Origin of the sequence: Pseudomonas sp. OA65, from assembly GCF_017498305.1 — a bacterium.
In the GTDB taxonomy this organism is placed as follows: Bacteria; Pseudomonadota; Gammaproteobacteria; order Pseudomonadales; family Pseudomonadaceae; genus Aquipseudomonas; species Aquipseudomonas zanjanensis.
The window spans coordinates 17780-34733 of the sequence record NZ_JAGDEZ010000053.1 but is presented as its reverse complement, the minus strand read 5'-3'; the positions used below and the strand labels follow the sequence as shown (position 1 = coordinate 34733).

The window sequence follows — 16954 nt, the reverse complement described above, 5'->3', positions numbered from 1 at the left end:
GCACCCCGTGTATCTGTCAAGCGGTTATTTTAAGAAGTTTTCAAAGTTTCGCTTGGAAATCCTTAACAACTTCAACCACTTGCGCTTCCGATCTCTCGTTAGCGGGAGGCGAATTCTACAGCGTTACCCGCTGCTGTCAACACCTCTTTTTCACCGCTTTCGATCGAGAAGACCGAATCGCCGATAGAGCCAAACAACACCGCTCTATCTGCTCCTTTCAAGCTTCGATGAACTGAAGCCCAACACCGTCGAAACCTACTTAACTCATTGAATCTCAAGGAGTTTCCCGTTTCGACTGCGCCGGAAGTGGGGCAAATTATAGACTTCCAGAATCTGCCGTCAACCCTTAATTACGCTTTTGTTGCAGAAGGCACTTTCCTACCCAGCAAACGCGGGATCCGGCGCATAACCGACGGAACCCTCAGCACTAATAGCAAGGCACCTATAAAAGCGTATATCGCCCATTCTTTCAGATCCGCCCGCACAATCCACAGCATATGCAGCAACCCAAGCCCCAGAATCAGATACACCAAGCGATGCAGTTTCTTCCAGCGCACACCCAAACGTCGCTGACTGTAGCGATTGGATGTAACCGCCAATGCCAATAGCCCGAGAAACCCAAGCGCCCCGACGATAATATAAGGCCGCTTGCTCAACTCGACGCCCAACTGCGACCAGTCAAAGCCCAATATGAACGCCGCATATCCGCTTAAATGCAGCACGACATAAGCAAAGCACCACAATCCCAACTGGCGCCTGACTGCAATCCACCCCGCCCACCCCGTCAGTTTTTGCAACGGCGTCATGCTCAACGTGATCAACAACAGGATCAGCGTCCCCAACCCAAGTCGATCCACCAGCACTTTGCCCGGGTCAGGCCCCAAAGAATTCATCAAGGCCTCGTAAAGCCAGAACAACGGCCAGACCGCCGTCGCGATGAAGACGCTGACTCGCCAGACAGGAAAACGCATCAGTAGTCCTTCCTCAGATCCATCCCTGCATATAAAGAAGCGACTTCATCCTGATAGCCGTTGAACATCAGCGTGTCGCGCACATTGGGACTGAACAGCCCGCTCGGCAAACGACGTTCACGTGCCTGGGTCCAACGCGGGTGATCGACTGTTGGATTGACGTTGGCATAGAAGCCGTACTCATCAGACGCAATGCTTTGCCACGTGGTCTTCGGCTGCTCGCTCACCAGACTGATGCGCACGATGGACTTCACACTTTTGAACCCATACTTCCAAGGAACCACCAACCGCAGCGGCGCGCCGTTCTGGTTCGGCAACTCCCGCCCGTACATCCCCACCGCAAGAATGGCCAACGGGTTCATTGCCTCGTCCAATCGCAAACCTTCCACATACGGCCAATCGATCAAGGCGAAACCGGAACGCTGCCCCGGCATTACCTTGGGGTCCTGAAGGGTTTCGAAGCGGATGTACTTGGCCTTTGAGGTCGGCTCGACTTGCTTGAGCAATGCCGAGATGGGAAAGCCGATCCACGGAATAACCATGGACCAGGCCTCAACACAGCGCAGCCGATAAATCCGCTCTTCCAGTTGATAAGGCTTCATGAAGTCTTCCAACCCATAGCGCCCCGGCTTACCCACCTCCCCGTCCACCACCACGCTCCAGGGTTCGGTCTTCAAGGAGCCGGCATTGGCTGCCGGGTCTCCCTTGTCGGTGCCGAACTCATAAAAGTTGTTGTAATGGGTCGCGTCCTTGAACGGTGTGACGGACTCGTTCTTGACCGTGACCGCCTCCCATTGCACGGAAGGTAGTTTCTCGGCAAACCAGGACGGCGCCTTGCCCGGCTCGACATCGGCATAACGCGCCGCATCGGCAGCGTTGGCCCATCTCGGCAAGCTGCTCACGGCGAGCCCTGCCATGGTTGCACCGAGCATCTGGCGACGGGAGAGATAAAGGGATTCGGGCGTGACGTCCGATTCACGGCAGTCGGACGACTTGGGGATCTTGATTAGCATGACAACTCCGCAGTATTGGAGGGCAGATGCACCAATAGACTGCGGAGTATGGGGGAAATTACATTAAGGCAACGTTTAGCGTCGGCGAAGACGCAACAAGTATTGCACCGGGCCGGAAGCCGCATAGGCGAGGAATACCAGCAGCAGGATACGCGGCGGGTCACTGAACACGACGGCAAACACCAGCACCACAGCCAGAATCGCAACGAATGGCACGCGGCCTTTCAAATCCAGCTCCTTGAAGCTGTTGTACTTGATGTTACTGACCATCAGCATCCCGGCCGCAGCAACCAACAGCGCCACCAGGAACGACATTTTCGAACCCTGGATGCCGTAGTCGCTGAATGCCCAGACCACACCCGCCACGACACCCGCCGCAGCCGGACTGGCCAGTCCGATGAAGTACCGCTTGTCAGCCTTGCCCACCTGAGTGTTGAAACGCGCCAGGCGCAACGCCGCACCCGCCACATAGATGAAGGCGACCATCCAGCCGACCTTGCCCATGTCCCCCAGCGCCCAGCCGAACGCCAGCAAGGCGGGCGCCACGCCAAACGCGACCATGTCGGACAGCGAATCGTATTCGGCACCGAACGCGCTTTGGGTATTGGTCATGCGGGCGACGCGCCCGTCCAGGCCATCGAGCACCATGGCGACGAAGATCGCAATGGCGGCGAACGCGAAGTAACGACTCGCCCCTGCGCTATCGCCAGCGCTCAAGGCGGCCTGGGCGCTCATGGAGCTGATGATGGAATAGAAACCGGCGAACAGGTTCGCGGTGGTGAACAGATTCGGCAGCAGATAGATGCCACGATGCCGGACCTTTCGGCCTTCAGCGTCATGGCCTTCTTCGATGTGTTCATCGATGGGCAACAGGCTTTCGGCGTCAGGAGCCTGGTTTGGCTCGTCGGGACGTTCGCTCATGGACAATACCTTGCAACGGTGTGAAAAAAATTCGACAGATGTCTGGGACGACGGTTCGGCCGCAAACGATGCAGCTTTATACCAGAAGCCATCGCCCAAACGAAAAAACGCGGCCAAGGCCGCGTTTTTCGATCAAGCTCGCGACTTAGTTCTTGGCTTTGTCGACGATCTTGTTGGCACCGATCCACGGCATCATCGAGCGCAGTTGCTCGCCGATGATTTCGATACCGTGTGCGGCGTTGTTGCGACGCTTGGCAGTCATCGAAGGATAGCCGGTGGCGCCTTCGCTGATGAACATCTTGGCGTATTCGCCGTCCTGAATACGTTTCAGGGCGTTGCGCATGGCCTGGCGGGACTCGGCGTTGATCACTTCCGGACCAGTCACGTACTCGCCGTATTCGGCGTTGTTGGAGATCGAGTAGTTCATGTTGGCGATACCGCCTTCGTACATGAGGTCAACGATCAGCTTCAGTTCGTGCAGGCATTCGAAGTAAGCCATTTCTGGCGCGTAGCCGGCTTCAACCAGGGTTTCGAAACCGGCCTTGACCAGCTCGACGGTACCGCCACACAGAACGGCTTGCTCGCCGAACAGGTCGGTTTCGGTCTCGTCCTTGAAGGTGGTTTCGATGATGCCGGTACGACCGCCACCCACGCCAGCGGCGTAGGACAGGGCCACGTTCTTGGCGTTGCCGGATGCATCCTGGTAGATCGCGATCAGGTCAGGGATACCGCCGCCTTTCACGAACTCGGAACGCACGGTGTGACCCGGGGCCTTCGGCGCGATCATGATCACGTCGAGGTCGGCACGTGGCACGACTTGGTTGTAGTGGATCGCGAAGCCGTGGGAGAAGGCCAGGGTGGCGCCTTTCTTGATGTTCGGCTCGATTTCGTTCTTGTACAGCGCCGATTGGAACTCGTCCGGGGTCAGGATCATGACCAGGTCGGCAGCGGCAACGGCAGAAGCGACGTCGGTCACTTTCAGGCCGTGGGCCTCGGCCTTGGCAACGGTGGCCGAGCCTTTACGCAGGCCGACAGTTACGTCAACGCCGGAATCTTTCAGGTTGCACGCCTGGGCGTGGCCTTGGGAACCGTAACCGATGATGGCGACTTTCTTGCCCTGGATGATCGACAGGTCGCAATCTTTATCGTAGAAAACTTTCATGAATTTCCCCTATATCCGGCCATTCAGGCCATTCGCTAATTTGGTTTAGATGCTCAGTACTTTGTCGCCACGGGCAATCCCGGTGACGCCACTGCGTACGGTTTCCAGAATCGAGGCAGTGCCGATCGATTGGATGAAGCTGTCGAGCTTGTCGCTGGTACCGGTCAACTGAACGGTATAGACGCTGGCGCTGACATCGACGATCTGCCCACGATAAATATCGGTAGTACGCTTGATCTCGGCACGCTGGGCGCCGGTGGCCTTGACCTTGACCAGCATCAGTTCACGCTCGATGTGAGCGCTTTCCGACAGGTCCACCAGCTTGACCACCTCGATCAGCTTGTTCAGGTTCTTGGTGATCTGCTCGATGATTTCATCGTGCCCCACGGTGGTCAGCGTCAGACGCGACAGGGTCGGGTCTTCGGTTGGCGCCACGGTCAGGCTTTCGATGTTGTAGTTGCGCTGCGAGAACAGGCCCACAACACGAGACAGCGCACCCGGTTCGTTTTCCAAAAGCAAGGAAATAATGTGTCGCATGATTAGGTACGCTCCGTCTTGCTCAGCCACATATCGCGCATGGAGCCGTCTTTGATCTGCATCGGGTAGACGTGCTCGCTGGTGTCGACCGCAATATCGATCACCACCAGGCGATCCTTCATGGCGAACGCTTCCTCCATCTTCGACTTCAAATCCTTCGATTCGGTGATGCGCACGCCAACGTGACCGTAGGCCTCCGCCAGCTTGACGAAATCAGGCAGCGATTCCATGTAGGAGTGCGAGTGACGGCTGCCGTAGCTCATGTCCTGCCACTGGCGAACCATCCCCAACACACCGTTGTTCAGGATCACGATCTTCACCGGCAAACCGTATTGCAGGCAGGTGGACAGCTCCTGGATGTTCATCTGGATGCTGCCCTCGCCCGTGACGCAGGCGACATCGGCTTGCGGAAAGCTCAACTTGATGCCCATGGCCGCCGGGAAACCGAAGCCCATGGTGCCCAGGCCGCCGGAGTTGATCCAGCGGTTGGGTTTATCGAACTTGTAGTACTGCGCGGCGAACATCTGGTGCTGGCCCACGTCGGAGGTCACAAAGGCATCGCCCTTGGTCACTTCGCACAGGGTTTCGATCACAGTCTGCGGCTTGATCACGCTGCCGTCGCCCTTGTCATAAGGGAACAGGCCGCGATCGCCACGCCATTCATCGACTTGCTTCCACCAACTGGCCACGGACTCCTTGTTCGGAACCTCGCCGATTTCCTTGAGAATGGCGACCATTTCGGTCAGCACGCTCTCTACAGGACCGACAATCGGCACGTCTGCCTTGATGGTCTTGGAGATGGACGCCGGGTCGATGTCGATGTGGATGATCTTGGCGTTCGGGCAGAATTTCGCCGCGCCGTTGATCACACGGTCGTCGAAACGCGCACCGACCGCCAGGATCACATCGGCGTGGTGCATCGCCAGGTTGGCGGTGTAGCTGCCGTGCATGCCGAGCATACCAATGAACTGACGGTCTGAACCGGGGAACGCACCCAGGCCCATCAGCGTATTGGTGACCGGCAGGTTGAGCATTTTCGCCAGCTCGGTCAGCGGCGCGGAGCCACCGCCGAGGATCACGCCACCACCGGAGTACAGCACTGGGCGCTTGGCCGCCAGCAGCATTTCGGCGGCCTTGCGGATTTGCCCGGAGTGACCCCGGACCGCCGGGCTGTAGGAACGCAGCTTGGCTTTTTTCGGGAAGATGTATTCGAACTTCTCGGCCGGGTTGGTCATGTCTTTGGGGACGTCGACCACGACCGGACCCGGACGACCGGATTCGGCCAGGTAGAAGGCCTTCTTCATGACTTCCGGGATTTCCGACGCGTGCTTGATCATGAAGCTGTGCTTCACGATTGGCCGGGAGATACCGATCATGTCGGTTTCCTGGAATGCATCGGTGCCCACCATGGTGCTAGGCACCTGGCCGGAGATGATCACCATCGGGATGGAGTCCATGTACGCGGTGGCGATACCGGTGATGGCGTTCGTGGCGCCAGGACCGGAAGTCACCAGGACCACGCCGGCCTTGCCGGTAGCACGGGCATAACCGTCAGCCATATGGGTGGCCGCCTGCTCGTGACGAACCAGGATATGGGTCACTTCCGGTTCTTTGAACAGGGCATCGTAGACATGAAGAAGAGCACCACCGGGGTACCCGTAGATATATTTGACGCCTTCGTCACGCAAAAAGCGGACGAGCATCTCACCGCCAGATAAAAGCTCCACGTTGTTCACCTCTAAAACGCCAGAATACCGACCCACAAAAGGGGACGGGTCTTAATAGGTTTACTTCTCGGCAGAGCATGAGCGACGGTGGTCGCCGACTACGTCAGCACTGACTGAGCAAGTATTGGGATCGTCCCAAGTGTTGCGGGCCTTTCCCACCCAGCGCGAGGTAACGCGTTGCGGGTGTAACAGGTCGGCGCGGATATGCGCCTCATGATCTGCCGAGTGGGTCTGCTTCTGGCAGTCCCTCTACAGCGGACTTTGGATTCTTCTGTTTCGCCTCCTTCAAGTCAAGTCGTCTATGTGCTTTATTCGAAGTAAGCGCATGAGAACGCAAGAAAAAACCCTTAAACGGCAACTGTGTTAGCTTCAATTGCGCAATCCAAGACAAGGAAACAGCATGCGAATGATGTTATTGACGGCCAGCCTGCTGGTGGGTCTGAGCCCGATGAGCATGGCCGGCCAGATCTATAAATGGGTGGACGCCCAAGGCGTGACCCACTTTGGCGCCCAGCCGCCCCAAGGCGTAGAAGCGACGACCGTGGGCAAGTCCGCAACGCCAGCGCCCAAACCACCATCCCCCGCTTCAGGCGGGGTCGTTGGCGATCAAAAGGCCATCGACCAACAGGTCAAGAAAGAGGTTGCCGAGCAGGAAGCCCAGCTCAAGGCGTTCTGCGAACAGGCCCGGACCAACCTGGCGCAATTGCAGAACAACCCCAGGGTGCGCGAAGACGTGGAGGGAGAAATGCGCCGCCTCACGGATGAAGAGCGACGCCAGCGGATCGATGAGACCCGCCAGCAGATCGAGGAACACTGCCAGTAATGGCGATCAGCCGACGTCGCTGATCAACTGATCGAACTGCGCCAGCAGCCGCTGCAACTGGGCGCCCTGCCCTGGCCGCTGGGCATAGACCATCTCGGCCATGGCGAGGATGCCCGAGGCGTTGGGCAGCGGCAGGTCGTTTTCCAGGATGGCTTTCATCCGGGGCAGGAAGATCCATTGCAGCCACTGCTCGAAATCCAGCGTGTCTACCGCGAACGGCTCGACGCTGGCCAGCGCCTGGGCCGAAGGTGAAACATCGCTCCACCAGCCCTGGACTCGCAGCTCCCGCTCGATCAGCAACAACTGATCGGCGATTTGGGGAAAACGCGTATCCATTAGAGCGAAACCTTGGCCTTCTGACGGGCCAACGCCGCGCCAGCCGAATCGCCTTGTTTCTCACGGGCCTGGGCGATCAATTCCCACAGGCTGGCCTGAAGTGCCGGGCGACCACTGGCGAAGGTCAGGCCACGGCGGGCCAATTGCTCGGCTTGCGGCGCATCGCCCTGGGCCATGCGCACCTGGGCCAGGCGATACAGCACTTGGGGCTCACGTGGCGCCACACGCTGGGCACGCTCCAGGCTGGACGACGCTCCGTTGAGGTCGCCGCCGGCCTGCTGCTGTTGTGCCGTGGTGAGCAGGGCCAGCACCGGGCCGTCCAGTTGCTCATCGGCGGACAAGCCACCGGCACTGGCCGACGGGATGCTGCTCGGCGTCGAGGGCATGCTGTAGCTACCCTGATTGATCGGCGAGGTTTCGATAGGGCCTGGCGTGATCGGGCCCGGCGTGATCGGCGTGCTACTGATCGGCGCCGAAGTCGTCGCGCCACCACCAGGCACCATTACGACTACACCGGTGTCGCCTTGCGGGATCGCCTGGGTCTGGCCCTGCACTGGGCGTTTCACCGTCGTTTGACGGAAACCGCCGTTGGCCGAGACCCGCTCGCTGTTGGACACAGCGGTGCCGGAATCGACGACCGGAATCGAACCGCGTTGTACGGTAGAGCAACCACTGAGCAAAGCCACGGCCGTTACCGCTGGAATCAACCACTTGTTCACTTGAAACCCTCTTTGCTTAATTCATCCAGTCCTTGACCCAATCCATCACCGACTCGGCGGGATTCGTGCCGCCACAGGCTGCACCGGGTGGCGGTTCGCTGCCGCGAATATACGGCATCTGTACGGCGCCTGGGCAATTGGCGTCGGAGCCCTGCCCTGTACGCGAATCGACCCAGGCCTGGACGATGTTGTCCGGTTGCGGCATGTCCAGCGGCAACGGGTCGGCCTTGCGCATGAAACTGGTCCAGACCTGCAGCGCGCCGGTGGCACCGGTGAATGGGGTCTTGCCATTGTCATCACGGCCGAGCCAGACCACCGCCAGCAGGTCCTGGCTGAAACCGGCGAACCAGCTGTCACGCGAGTCGTTACTGGTGCCGGTCTTACCCGCCAGGGTCAGGGTCCGGGGCAGCACGTTATAGACCGAACTGCCGGTACCTTCACGCATGACCCGCTGCATCGCGCTCTGGATCAGGTAAATGGACGCCGGATCGAAACGTTGCTGGATCTGGAACGGATAACGCTTGAGCGGCTCGCCATCGGCGGTCAGCACGCTGCGAATCCCGCGCATTGGTGTGTTGAAACCGCCGTTGGCCAGGGTCTGGTACATGGCCGCCACTTCAATTGGCGTAAGGCCACCGGCGCCCAGCAGCATCGACGGGAAGGCCGGGAATTCGCGGCTTACCCCCAGGCGCGCCAGGGTCTTGAGTACGTTCGGCACGCCGACTTCGAGCCCGAGGCGAGCCGTCGACAGGTTGTAGGAGTGCGCCAGCCCCTGGTACAGGAACACCGTACCGTGGGGGCGACGATCATAGTTTTGCGGCGTCCAGACCTGACCGTCCGCGCCCTTGACCGAGAATGACTCGTCGGACAGCCAGCTCGTCAGCGTGTACTGGCTGGGCTTTTCCAAGGCGGTCAGGTAAACCGCTGGCTTGATCAACGAGCCGATCGGGCGCACCGCGTCCAATGCCCGGTTGAATCCCGCAAAACTGGCTTGGCGACTGCCAATCATCGCTTGGACTTCACCAGTTTCCGGGTTGGTCACGACCATGGCCGCTTCGACTTCGTCGGAGCCCTTGCGCCCCGCCAATCGCTTGAAGGTGTCCTCGACCGAGGCTTCGGCTTTCATCTGCAGGATCGGGTCAAAGCTGGTGAAGATGCGCAGGCCTTCTTCAGTCAAGTCTTCGTCGCGGTAGTCTTCGCGCAGTTGACGCTTGACCAGGTCCATGAAGCCTGGGAACGAACTGTCCGCCAGGCTGCCACGCTTGGTCACGCCCAACGGCATCTTTTTCGCCGCTTCGACTTGCTCGGCCGTCGCCACACCTTGTTGTTGCAGCAAGTCGAGCACCAGGTTGCGCCGCTCGAGGGCACGTTCCGGATTACGACGTGGGTTGTAGGAAGACGGACCCTTGACCATGCCCACCAGCAACGCCACCTGATGCAGCTTGAGCTCGGACAGCGGCTGGCTGAAGAAGAACTGGCTGGCAAGGCCGAAACCGTGCACCGCCCGTTGACCGTCCTGGCCGACGAACACCTCGTTGAGGTACGCCTCCAGAATCTCCTGTTTGTCGTAGTGCAGCTCCAGCAACAACGCCATCATGGCTTCGGTGAGCTTGCGGGTCAGGCTGCGCTCGTTGGTCAGGTAGAAGTTCTTGACCAACTGCTGGGTCAGGGTACTGCCGCCCTGGCGCATATGACCCGAGGAGGTGTTGACCCAAATGGCCCGGGCGATCGATTTGGGCGAGACGCCGAAGTGATGATAGAAGTCGCGGTCTTCGACGGCGATCAGCGTATCGAGCAGGAACGGTGGCACCTGGTCGATCTTGATCAGGATTCGGTCTTCGAGGTTCTTGGGGTACAGGCCACCAATAAGCAGCGGCTCAAGGCGTACAACCGACAGGCTCGCGTTGTTGGCACCGGTCAGCGCAGCCACGTAATCACCGGAAAAACGCACCCGCACCGGTTGCGCCTGTTCCATGCCTTCATAGAACTGGAAACCACGGGTGTTGAGGTCGATGGTATTGCCATTGACCGAGGCCGCGCCCGGACCATTGGCCACGCTTTCACGGCGATAACCCAAGGCATCGAGTTCGGTCAGGAAGTCGGCCTTGCTCAACTTTTGTCCGACGAACAGCTCCAACGGCCGGGCATAGACCTTGGCCGGGATGGTCCAGCGCTTGCCGGAGAATTTCTCCTGGACCACGGCATCGAGATAGACCGCAAAACCGGCGAGCACGACGAGGCCCACCAGGCTGAGTTTAAGGGCCCAGCCCAGCCAGGGCCGCAGGCGGCTGGCGGGTGGTTTCTTGGGGGTACGGGGGGATCGGGTACGAGTCATGGCGGCGGATTATACGCACTTTGCTGCGGTTCAACATGAGCCCCACGCGGTTTGCGTTAGCGCGGCTAGCGGCCATAATGACGGCCTTGAATTTTTCCAGCCTATGAAGGACCGCCCGTGAGCCAATCCCTGATCGCCGCCCTGCAAAACCCGGCCCTCTATCCGCATCCCGTCGAAGAGTTCCAGGTTATCGAAACCCACATTTCCTGGGTATTGCTCACCGGGCCATACGCCTACAAATTCAAAAAACCGGTCAACTTCGGTTTCCTCGATTTCACCAGCCTCGAAGCGCGTCAGCATTTCTGCGACGAAGAGTTGCGCCTGAACCAGCGCCTGACCCAGGACCTGTACCTGGAAGTCCTGCCGGTCACCGGTAGCGCCGAAGCGCCACAGCTCGGTGGCGACGGCCCGGCCATCGAATACGCCCTGAAAATGCGTCAATTCCCACAGAGCCAATTGCTCAGCACACTGCAAGCCAACGGCGAGCTGACCACCGCGCACATCGACGAGATGGCCGCCCAGATCGCCCAGTTCCACCTCTCAACGCCCAAGGTGCCCGCCGAAAATGCCGCCGGCACCCCGCAAAGCGTGATGGCGCCGGTGCTGCAGAATTTCGAACAGATCCGCCCGTTCCTCAACGACAAGGCCGACTTGCTGCAACTCGAAGCACTGCAAGCCTGGGCCGAAAGCAGTTTCGAACGCCTCAAGCCGCTGCTTACCCAGCGCAAGGCCGATGGGTTCATTCGCGAGTGCCACGGTGATATCCACCTGGGCAACGCCACCGTGATCGACGGCAAGGTAGTGATTTTCGACTGCATCGAATTCAACGAACCGTTCCGTTTCACCGACGTCTACGCCGACACCGGCTTCCTGGCGATGGACCTGGAAGATCGCGGCCTCAAATCGTTGGCGCGGCGTTTCGTCAGCCAATACCTGGAACTGACCGGCGACTATCAGGGCCTGGAACTGCTGAACTTCTATAAAGCCTACCGCGCCCTCGTCCGGGCCAAAGTCGCACTGTTCAGCATGCCGGCTGAAGCCGATCCGGTGCAGCGCGCCACCACCCTGCGCCAATACCGCAACTACGCCAACCTGGCCGAAAGCTATAGCACCATTCCTTCACCCTTCCTGGCCATCACCCACGGCGTTTCAGCCGTTGGCAAAAGCCATGTCGCGATGCGCCTGGTAGAAGCACTCGGGGCCATTCGCCTGCGTTCGGACGTGGAGCGCAAGCGCCTGTTCGGCCAACAACAGGTCCCCAACGATCCACAGGCCGGCATCTATAGTAGCGATGCCAGCAGTGCCACTTACACCCACCTGCATGATGTCGCCGCAACGATCCTGCGCGCCGGTTTCCCGGTGGTGATCGATGCCACCTACCTCAAGCACGAACAGCGCGATGCCGCGGCAAAAGTCGCCGAGGCCACCGGCGCTCCGTTCCTGATCCTCGACTGCGACGCGCCGCAAGCGGTCATCGAGAGCCGACTGACGCAGCGCCAGGCCGACCGCCAAGACCCCTCCGATGCGAACCTGGCGGTCATTGCCGCCCAACAGTCCAGCCGCGAAGCCCTGACGCCGGCGGAAATTCTCTGCAGCAAACGGGTCCAAACCAACGAAAGCGGCACGCTCGACATCGTGGTCGCACAGATCCGCCAGCGCCTGCCAGGCCTGTAAATCATTATTTCGGCCGTGAAGCGATGCCCGGCTTCACGGCCGACAAATAGTGGCACTATACTGGCGTCATAAAACCAACAGGTGATATGAAATGAGCCTTCCCAAGCTTCTCACTACCCCGCTTTATGCCTTGCTGCGCAAAGACGATATCGCCGGATTCAACAGCGAACGCCCACAAGGTCCGGTCGACATGCGTGGCGGCGATTTTCGAGGCCTTGATCTGCGGGAACTGAACGCGGACGACGTTGATTTCAGCGATGCCTACTTCCGCTCCGCCGATTTGCGCGGCATCGACTTCCGCAAATCGTCATTGGAAGGGGCGAGCCTGGCCCATGCACAAATATCCGGGGCCTACTTCCCGCCCGAGCTGTCTGCGGACGAAATCCTGATGTCCATGAATTTCGGCACCCGGTTGCGCTACCGCACCCGCTGATATGGCCTGAACGAGGTTAGCCAAAGGGCGGACCTGCCACGTTCGACAAGTCTCCAGCGCCCCCGCTTGCGCTGGAGAATGCAGCCCTTCCCCACCTCATCGTGCGTAATGCATTAGAAGCTTTTGCGTCGAATCCCACCAAAGAATCACGTTTTTCCTACTGACCGCTACACTGCTCAGAAGCTTGCCCACCGCACCATTCGGCCGTCGCAAGGAGGCTCGATGAATGATGAACTGCAGCACCTGAAGAATCTGGGCAAGACATCGGCCCAGTGGCTACACGCCGTGGGTATCCACAGCGCTTCCGATCTACGCCGGCTCGGGGCCGTGGACGCCTATCGCGCCGTGCGCACTCGCGGCTTCCGGGCGTCCAAGGTGTTGCTGTACGCCATCGAGGGGGCGCTGATGGATGTGCATTGGAATGACATCCCCGCTGAACGCAAGGAAGCCCTGAATAAACAGCTGGACGCTATTTCGACGCGCCATAAAGCCTGACGCCCCTTCGTTCTCTGCGCGAACCCTGGCCGCGAGTTATTTCGACGAATCGCAAAACAATGTTTGACATGGTAATGAGAATCGCTATGATTACCACATCCGGTCGCGAGACTGGTCGATATTTGAACAGCCCTTGGTTCGGACTCTCAGATATCTCCTCATCAGGCTAATCACGGTTATTTGACCCGGCTCTTGCCGGGTCTTTTTTTGCCTGCAATTTTATCGACTGATGTGTTCACGCATTTGCGCGCAATAATCCTGTGGCGGCATGGCCGGGGTGTACCACACGTAATCGGCCATGGCCGACGTTACTTCACTGCCCTCCTCAGCCAGCATCAGGACGACCGGTGCCTCGCTGGCGCCAAGATCCAGCGCATGCAGCGGTATACCGACATCTTTTCGCCCATGCCAGGCGCCAGCGAACAACAATGCCGGTGTCGGCGCTTGCAGCAGGCGTTCGGCCATGCGCCGGTCACGTTGTTGCTGTACGGCCAGCATTGGCGGCATTTGCGACGCTGGCAGCAAACCGCAGTGGGATTCACGAATCTGTTCCAACAACGCGTCCTTCACCGTGACGGCATTGGAGCGAGTGCCCACCAAGCCGGGCGCTTGCCGATAGAAGCGCTGGATCTCAGCGGCGTCCAGATTGGCGGCCAGCAATGGATAATGTTGCGCCAGGGCAAACTCGACGATGGGCCCATAAAGATTCCAATCCCAGCCGGGGGACCAGGCCAGCGCGCCGGGCAGATCCTTGGGCAAGGCGGGCAACTGGCGGACCGAATCAACCCGTGGCTGTTGCGCGGGGGTGAGCATTTCCAGCAACAGGCTGCCCTGGGCCCGCTGCCCGGCCAAGGATTGGAGTAGCCACAGCTGCAGCGCGTGGTGATCAGGATTGTCGTGCCGCTCACCCACTACTACTCGGGGCGCCTTTGCCAGGCGTTCGACCAACGCCTGGGGCGTCACGGCCTGACCGTTGTGCAAGTCACGAATCCGTCCGCCAAGCGGGGGCGGTGCAATGCTCTGGCACGCCGTCAGCACACTCAATGCCAGAATCAGGAGCAGGCGCATGTCCGTATCCTCCAGGGCGCCCTCAGCGGGCAATGATCAACGGATGCCCGCGCTCCGGATGGTCTTGCACCAGCACGTCCAGGCCGAACACCGCCTTGAGCGGTTCCGGGCGCAGCACCTGCCGGGGCGTGTCCAGGGCCACCGGTCGACCGGACGCGAGCAGCAACAGGCGATCACAGTAACGCGCCGCCAGGTTCAGGTCATGCAGGATTACCAGCACGGCAGCGCCGCGACTGGCGAACTCACGCACGGCCTGGAGGATGGTGTGCTGGTGCAACGGATCGAGCATCGAAGTTGGCTCGTCCAGCAACAGGGTTTGCCCCGCTTCACCCGGCCACAACTGCGCCAACACCCGCGCCAGATGCACCCGCTGGCGTTCGCCACCGGATAACGCCAAGTAGCTGCGACCGTGCAGATGCGCAGCGTCCGCCGCTTGCAGCGCCGCGGTGACGATTTGCGCGTCACGCAGCCGGCCACTCTGGTGGGGCAAACGCCCCATGCCGACGACTTCCTCGACACGGAAAGCAAAATCCAGCGTCGAGGACTGCGGCAAGACCGCCAGCCGACGGGCACGTTCGGCACCCGGCCAGTGGGCCAGCGGCCGGTCATCGAGCCAGACCTGCCCCTGGCTCGGGCGCAATTCGCCACACAGGCCCGCCAACAAGGTGCTTTTACCCGCACCATTGGGCCCGAGCACACCCAGCATTTCGCCGGGGCTGAGCAGCAGATCGATGTCCGTCAGCACGGTTTTGCGCCCTCGCTGAATGTGCAGGCTCTGCGCTCGCAACATCAGGCGCGCCCTCGTAACAATAGATAAAGAAAGAACGGCGCACCGATGAAGGCCGTGACGATGCCGATCGGCAATTCCGCCGGGGCCAGCGCCAAGCGCGCCACCAGGTCGGCGAGCAACAACAGGCTTGCGCCCGCCAGCACTGAAGCGGGCAGCAACACCCGGTGGTCGGGACCGGCCACCAGGCGCACCAAATGCGGCACCACCAGCCCGACGAAGCCAATCATGCCCGCCGCCGCCACCGCCGCGCCGACCCCCAGCGCCGTACAAAACACCAGTTCCCGCTTGAGGGCTTCGACGTTGACTCCCAAGTGGACGGCCTCGGACTCGCCCAGCAACAGCGCATTGAGTTCCCGGGCCCGGCGAGGCAACCAGAGCGCGACGCCGGCGCTGACCAACAACAGCGGCCACAGCCTCGCGTAGCTGGCGCCGTTGAGACTGCCCAGGTTCCAGAACGTCAGGGTGCGCAGGGTCGCGTCGTCCGCCAGGTAAGTGAACAGGCCGACGGCGGAACCGGACAGCGCGGTCAAGGCAATGCCGGCCAGGAGCATGGTCGCGACATGGGTCTGGCCATTGCGTCGACCGAGACGATAGACCAGCGCCGTCACGCCGAGCCCGCCGAGGAACGCACACAACGACAACACGTAGGGGCCGAAGGCTTCCGGCAACCCACCCAGTGCCGAGCCAGCGACAATGGCGAACGCGGCCCCGAGTGCCGCGCCGCTGGACACGCCCACCAGTCCCGGGTCAGCCAGCGGGTTACGGAACAGCCCCTGCATTGCCACGCCAGACAGCGCCAACACCCCGCCCACCGCCAAGCCCAGCAGTGTGCGTGGCAAACGGATCTGGCCGAGAATCAATTCGGCCTGCTCCAGGCCATCGGCGGCCACTGGTAAACCCAACAGGCGCAAGGCCGCGCGCAAAGTGTCCAGCAGCGGCAGGCTCACCGGCCCCAAGGCCAGGGACAACCAGGTCGCCAGCAGACACAGCACACCCAGGCCGATAAATAAGGTGCGTGGCTTGACCAATGCGGTCATGGCGCCGTGGCCGACTCAGCCGGATAGAAACCGGCCGTCAGTTTCACCAGGCCTTGCGGTAGACGCGGCCCCAACCCGCCCACCAACAGCGTCGGGTCGAGCTCCATGACGCGTCCGTCCCTGGCGGCCTGGGTCGAGGACAGCATCGGGTTTTCCCTGAACAACGCCGCTCGCGCCTCTTCACCGCTCAATGCACGATCGGCGAAGACCAGCACGTCAGGATTCAGGCCGGCCAGGCTTTCCACGGAAAAAGACTTGTAGCCGCTGTGGGTCGCGAGGTTGTGACCACCGGCCTGCTGCAACAGCCAGTCGGCGGAAGTGCCCTTGCCAGCAACCAGTGGCTTGCCACCGGAACTGCCCACCAACAGCAATACGCCGGGTACCTTTTGCTTGCGCTGGGCCTCGACTACACGGGTGTGTTGCTGGGTGAGCTGTTTCTGATAACGATCGAACAGTTGCGCCGCCTCGGCCTCCGCGCCCAGCAATTGCCCCAGGTGTTGTAGATTGCCCCGCAGGGTGGGCAGGTCCGGCGTGGCCGAGAACAACTCGACCTGTACGCCGGCGCTGCGGATCTGCGCCAACACCGGGGGTGGCCCCATCTCCTCGGTGCCTACCAGGATCTGCGGACGCAGGCTCAATACGCCCTCGGCGGACAATTGTCGCTGATAGCCAATGCTGGGCAGGGCCCGCAACGACTCAGGATGCTGGCTGGTGGTGTCCACCCCCACCAGTTTCGATTCACCGCCCAGCGCACTGATCCACTCCGACAAGGCGCCGCCCGCGCTGACCCAACGTTGCGGCGACTCAGCGGCGCTGATCCCCTGGTTGACCAACAGTGCGACACAGAGCGCAACAACGCGGATGTTCAGGCGCATCGGGCAGCTTCCTCGAAGAAGTTTTTCACAGGACCGGG

At 60.6% G+C, this 16954-nt stretch carries 17 protein-coding genes; 4 read left to right on the top strand and 13 right to left on the bottom strand.

Annotation, left to right across the window (positions count from 1 at the left end; genetic code table 11):
• Window positions 1–350: 350 nt before the first annotated feature.
• The 6 genes from msrQ to J3361_RS26760 form a co-directional block, all read right to left on the bottom strand.
• Entirely contained in the window at window positions 351–971 is a 621-nt protein-coding gene (gene msrQ / locus J3361_RS26785; RefSeq protein WP_207967076.1) for a protein-methionine-sulfoxide reductase heme-binding subunit MsrQ, read from the bottom strand.
• Complete coding sequence (gene msrP, locus J3361_RS26780) at window positions 971–1984, bottom strand: protein-methionine-sulfoxide reductase catalytic subunit MsrP (protein WP_207967075.1); 1014 nt, start codon at window positions 1982–1984, stop codon at window positions 971–973. The genes msrQ and msrP overlap by 1 nt, the downstream gene beginning before the upstream one ends.
• A gap of 75 nt (window positions 1985–2059) precedes the next feature.
• Complete coding sequence (gene pssA / locus J3361_RS26775; protein WP_053125264.1) at window positions 2060–2905, bottom strand: CDP-diacylglycerol--serine O-phosphatidyltransferase; 846 nt, start codon at window positions 2903–2905, stop codon at window positions 2060–2062.
• Window positions 2906–3050: 145 nt separating this feature from the next.
• A complete protein-coding gene (ilvC, locus tag J3361_RS26770; RefSeq protein WP_003185459.1) occupies window positions 3051–4067 on the bottom strand; it encodes a ketol-acid reductoisomerase in 1017 nt (338 codons plus the stop codon).
• Between the two features lie 45 nt (window positions 4068–4112).
• Window positions 4113–4604 carry an acetolactate synthase small subunit gene (gene ilvN / locus J3361_RS26765; protein WP_003205610.1) on the bottom strand — a complete coding sequence of 164 codons (492 nt, stop codon included), beginning with the start codon at window positions 4602–4604 and terminating at the stop codon, window positions 4113–4115.
• A gap of 2 nt (window positions 4605–4606) precedes the next feature.
• On the bottom strand, window positions 4607–6331 hold the full coding sequence (locus J3361_RS26760) for an acetolactate synthase 3 large subunit (RefSeq protein WP_186709149.1): 1725 nt from the start codon (window positions 6329–6331) through the stop codon (window positions 4607–4609).
• 400 nt (window positions 6332–6731) lie between these two features.
• On the opposite strand from J3361_RS26760, the gene J3361_RS26755 reads away from it, so the two are divergent.
• The gene (locus J3361_RS26755) at window positions 6732–7154 is read left to right on the top strand and encodes a DUF4124 domain-containing protein (protein WP_207967074.1); all 423 of its coding nucleotides are present in this window, start codon (window positions 6732–6734) and stop codon (window positions 7152–7154) included.
• 6 nt (window positions 7155–7160) lie between these two features.
• On the opposite strand, the gene J3361_RS26750 is transcribed toward J3361_RS26755, so the two are convergent.
• The 3 genes from J3361_RS26750 to mrcB are packed head-to-tail and all read right to left on the bottom strand — an operon-like array spanning window position 7161 to window position 10544.
• The gene (locus J3361_RS26750) at window positions 7161–7490 is read right to left on the bottom strand and encodes a YqcC family protein (protein ID WP_186709145.1); all 330 of its coding nucleotides are present in this window, start codon (window positions 7488–7490) and stop codon (window positions 7161–7163) included.
• Complete coding sequence (locus J3361_RS26745; protein WP_207967073.1) at window positions 7490–8209, bottom strand: hypothetical protein; 720 nt, start codon at window positions 8207–8209, stop codon at window positions 7490–7492. The genes J3361_RS26750 and J3361_RS26745 overlap by 1 nt, the downstream gene beginning before the upstream one ends.
• Window positions 8210–8225: 16 nt before the next feature.
• Window positions 8226–10544, bottom strand: a complete 2319-nt coding sequence (gene mrcB, locus J3361_RS26740) for a penicillin-binding protein 1B (RefSeq protein ID WP_207967072.1) — start codon at window positions 10542–10544, stop codon at window positions 8226–8228.
• Between the two features lie 117 nt (window positions 10545–10661).
• Between mrcB and J3361_RS26735 the strand changes: the two genes are divergently transcribed.
• From J3361_RS26735 to J3361_RS26725, 3 genes are all read left to right on the top strand, one after another.
• Complete coding sequence (locus tag J3361_RS26735) at window positions 10662–12218, top strand: bifunctional aminoglycoside phosphotransferase/ATP-binding protein (RefSeq protein ID WP_207967071.1); 1557 nt, start codon at window positions 10662–10664, stop codon at window positions 12216–12218.
• 91 nt (window positions 12219–12309) lie between these two features.
• Window positions 12310–12651 (top strand): pentapeptide repeat-containing protein, encoded by a 342-nt coding sequence (locus tag J3361_RS26730; RefSeq protein ID WP_072411725.1) that lies wholly within the window; start codon window positions 12310–12312, stop codon window positions 12649–12651.
• A 222-nt stretch (window positions 12652–12873) separates the two neighbouring features.
• Window positions 12874–13146 (top strand): TfoX/Sxy family protein, encoded by a 273-nt coding sequence (locus tag J3361_RS26725; RefSeq protein WP_003205623.1) that lies wholly within the window; start codon window positions 12874–12876, stop codon window positions 13144–13146.
• 219 nt (window positions 13147–13365) lie between these two features.
• Here J3361_RS26725 and J3361_RS26720 read toward each other — a convergent pair whose 3' ends face one another.
• From J3361_RS26720 to J3361_RS26705, 4 genes are read right to left on the bottom strand one after another with little or no spacing between them, the layout of a single operon-like run.
• Window positions 13366–14214, bottom strand: coding sequence for a ChaN family lipoprotein (locus tag J3361_RS26720; protein ID WP_207967070.1), 849 nt, complete (start codon window positions 14212–14214; stop codon window positions 13366–13368).
• Window positions 14215–14236: 22 nt separating this feature from the next.
• Window positions 14237–15004, bottom strand: a complete 768-nt coding sequence (locus J3361_RS26715) for a heme ABC transporter ATP-binding protein (protein WP_207967069.1) — start codon at window positions 15002–15004, stop codon at window positions 14237–14239.
• Window positions 15004–15987, bottom strand: a complete 984-nt coding sequence (locus tag J3361_RS26710; RefSeq protein WP_207967077.1) for an iron ABC transporter permease — start codon at window positions 15985–15987, stop codon at window positions 15004–15006. The genes J3361_RS26715 and J3361_RS26710 overlap by 1 nt, the downstream gene beginning before the upstream one ends.
• A 50-nt stretch (window positions 15988–16037) precedes the next feature.
• On the bottom strand, window positions 16038–16916 hold the full coding sequence (locus J3361_RS26705) for an ABC transporter substrate-binding protein (RefSeq protein WP_207967068.1): 879 nt from the start codon (window positions 16914–16916) through the stop codon (window positions 16038–16040).
• Window positions 16917–16954 lie beyond the last annotated feature (38 nt).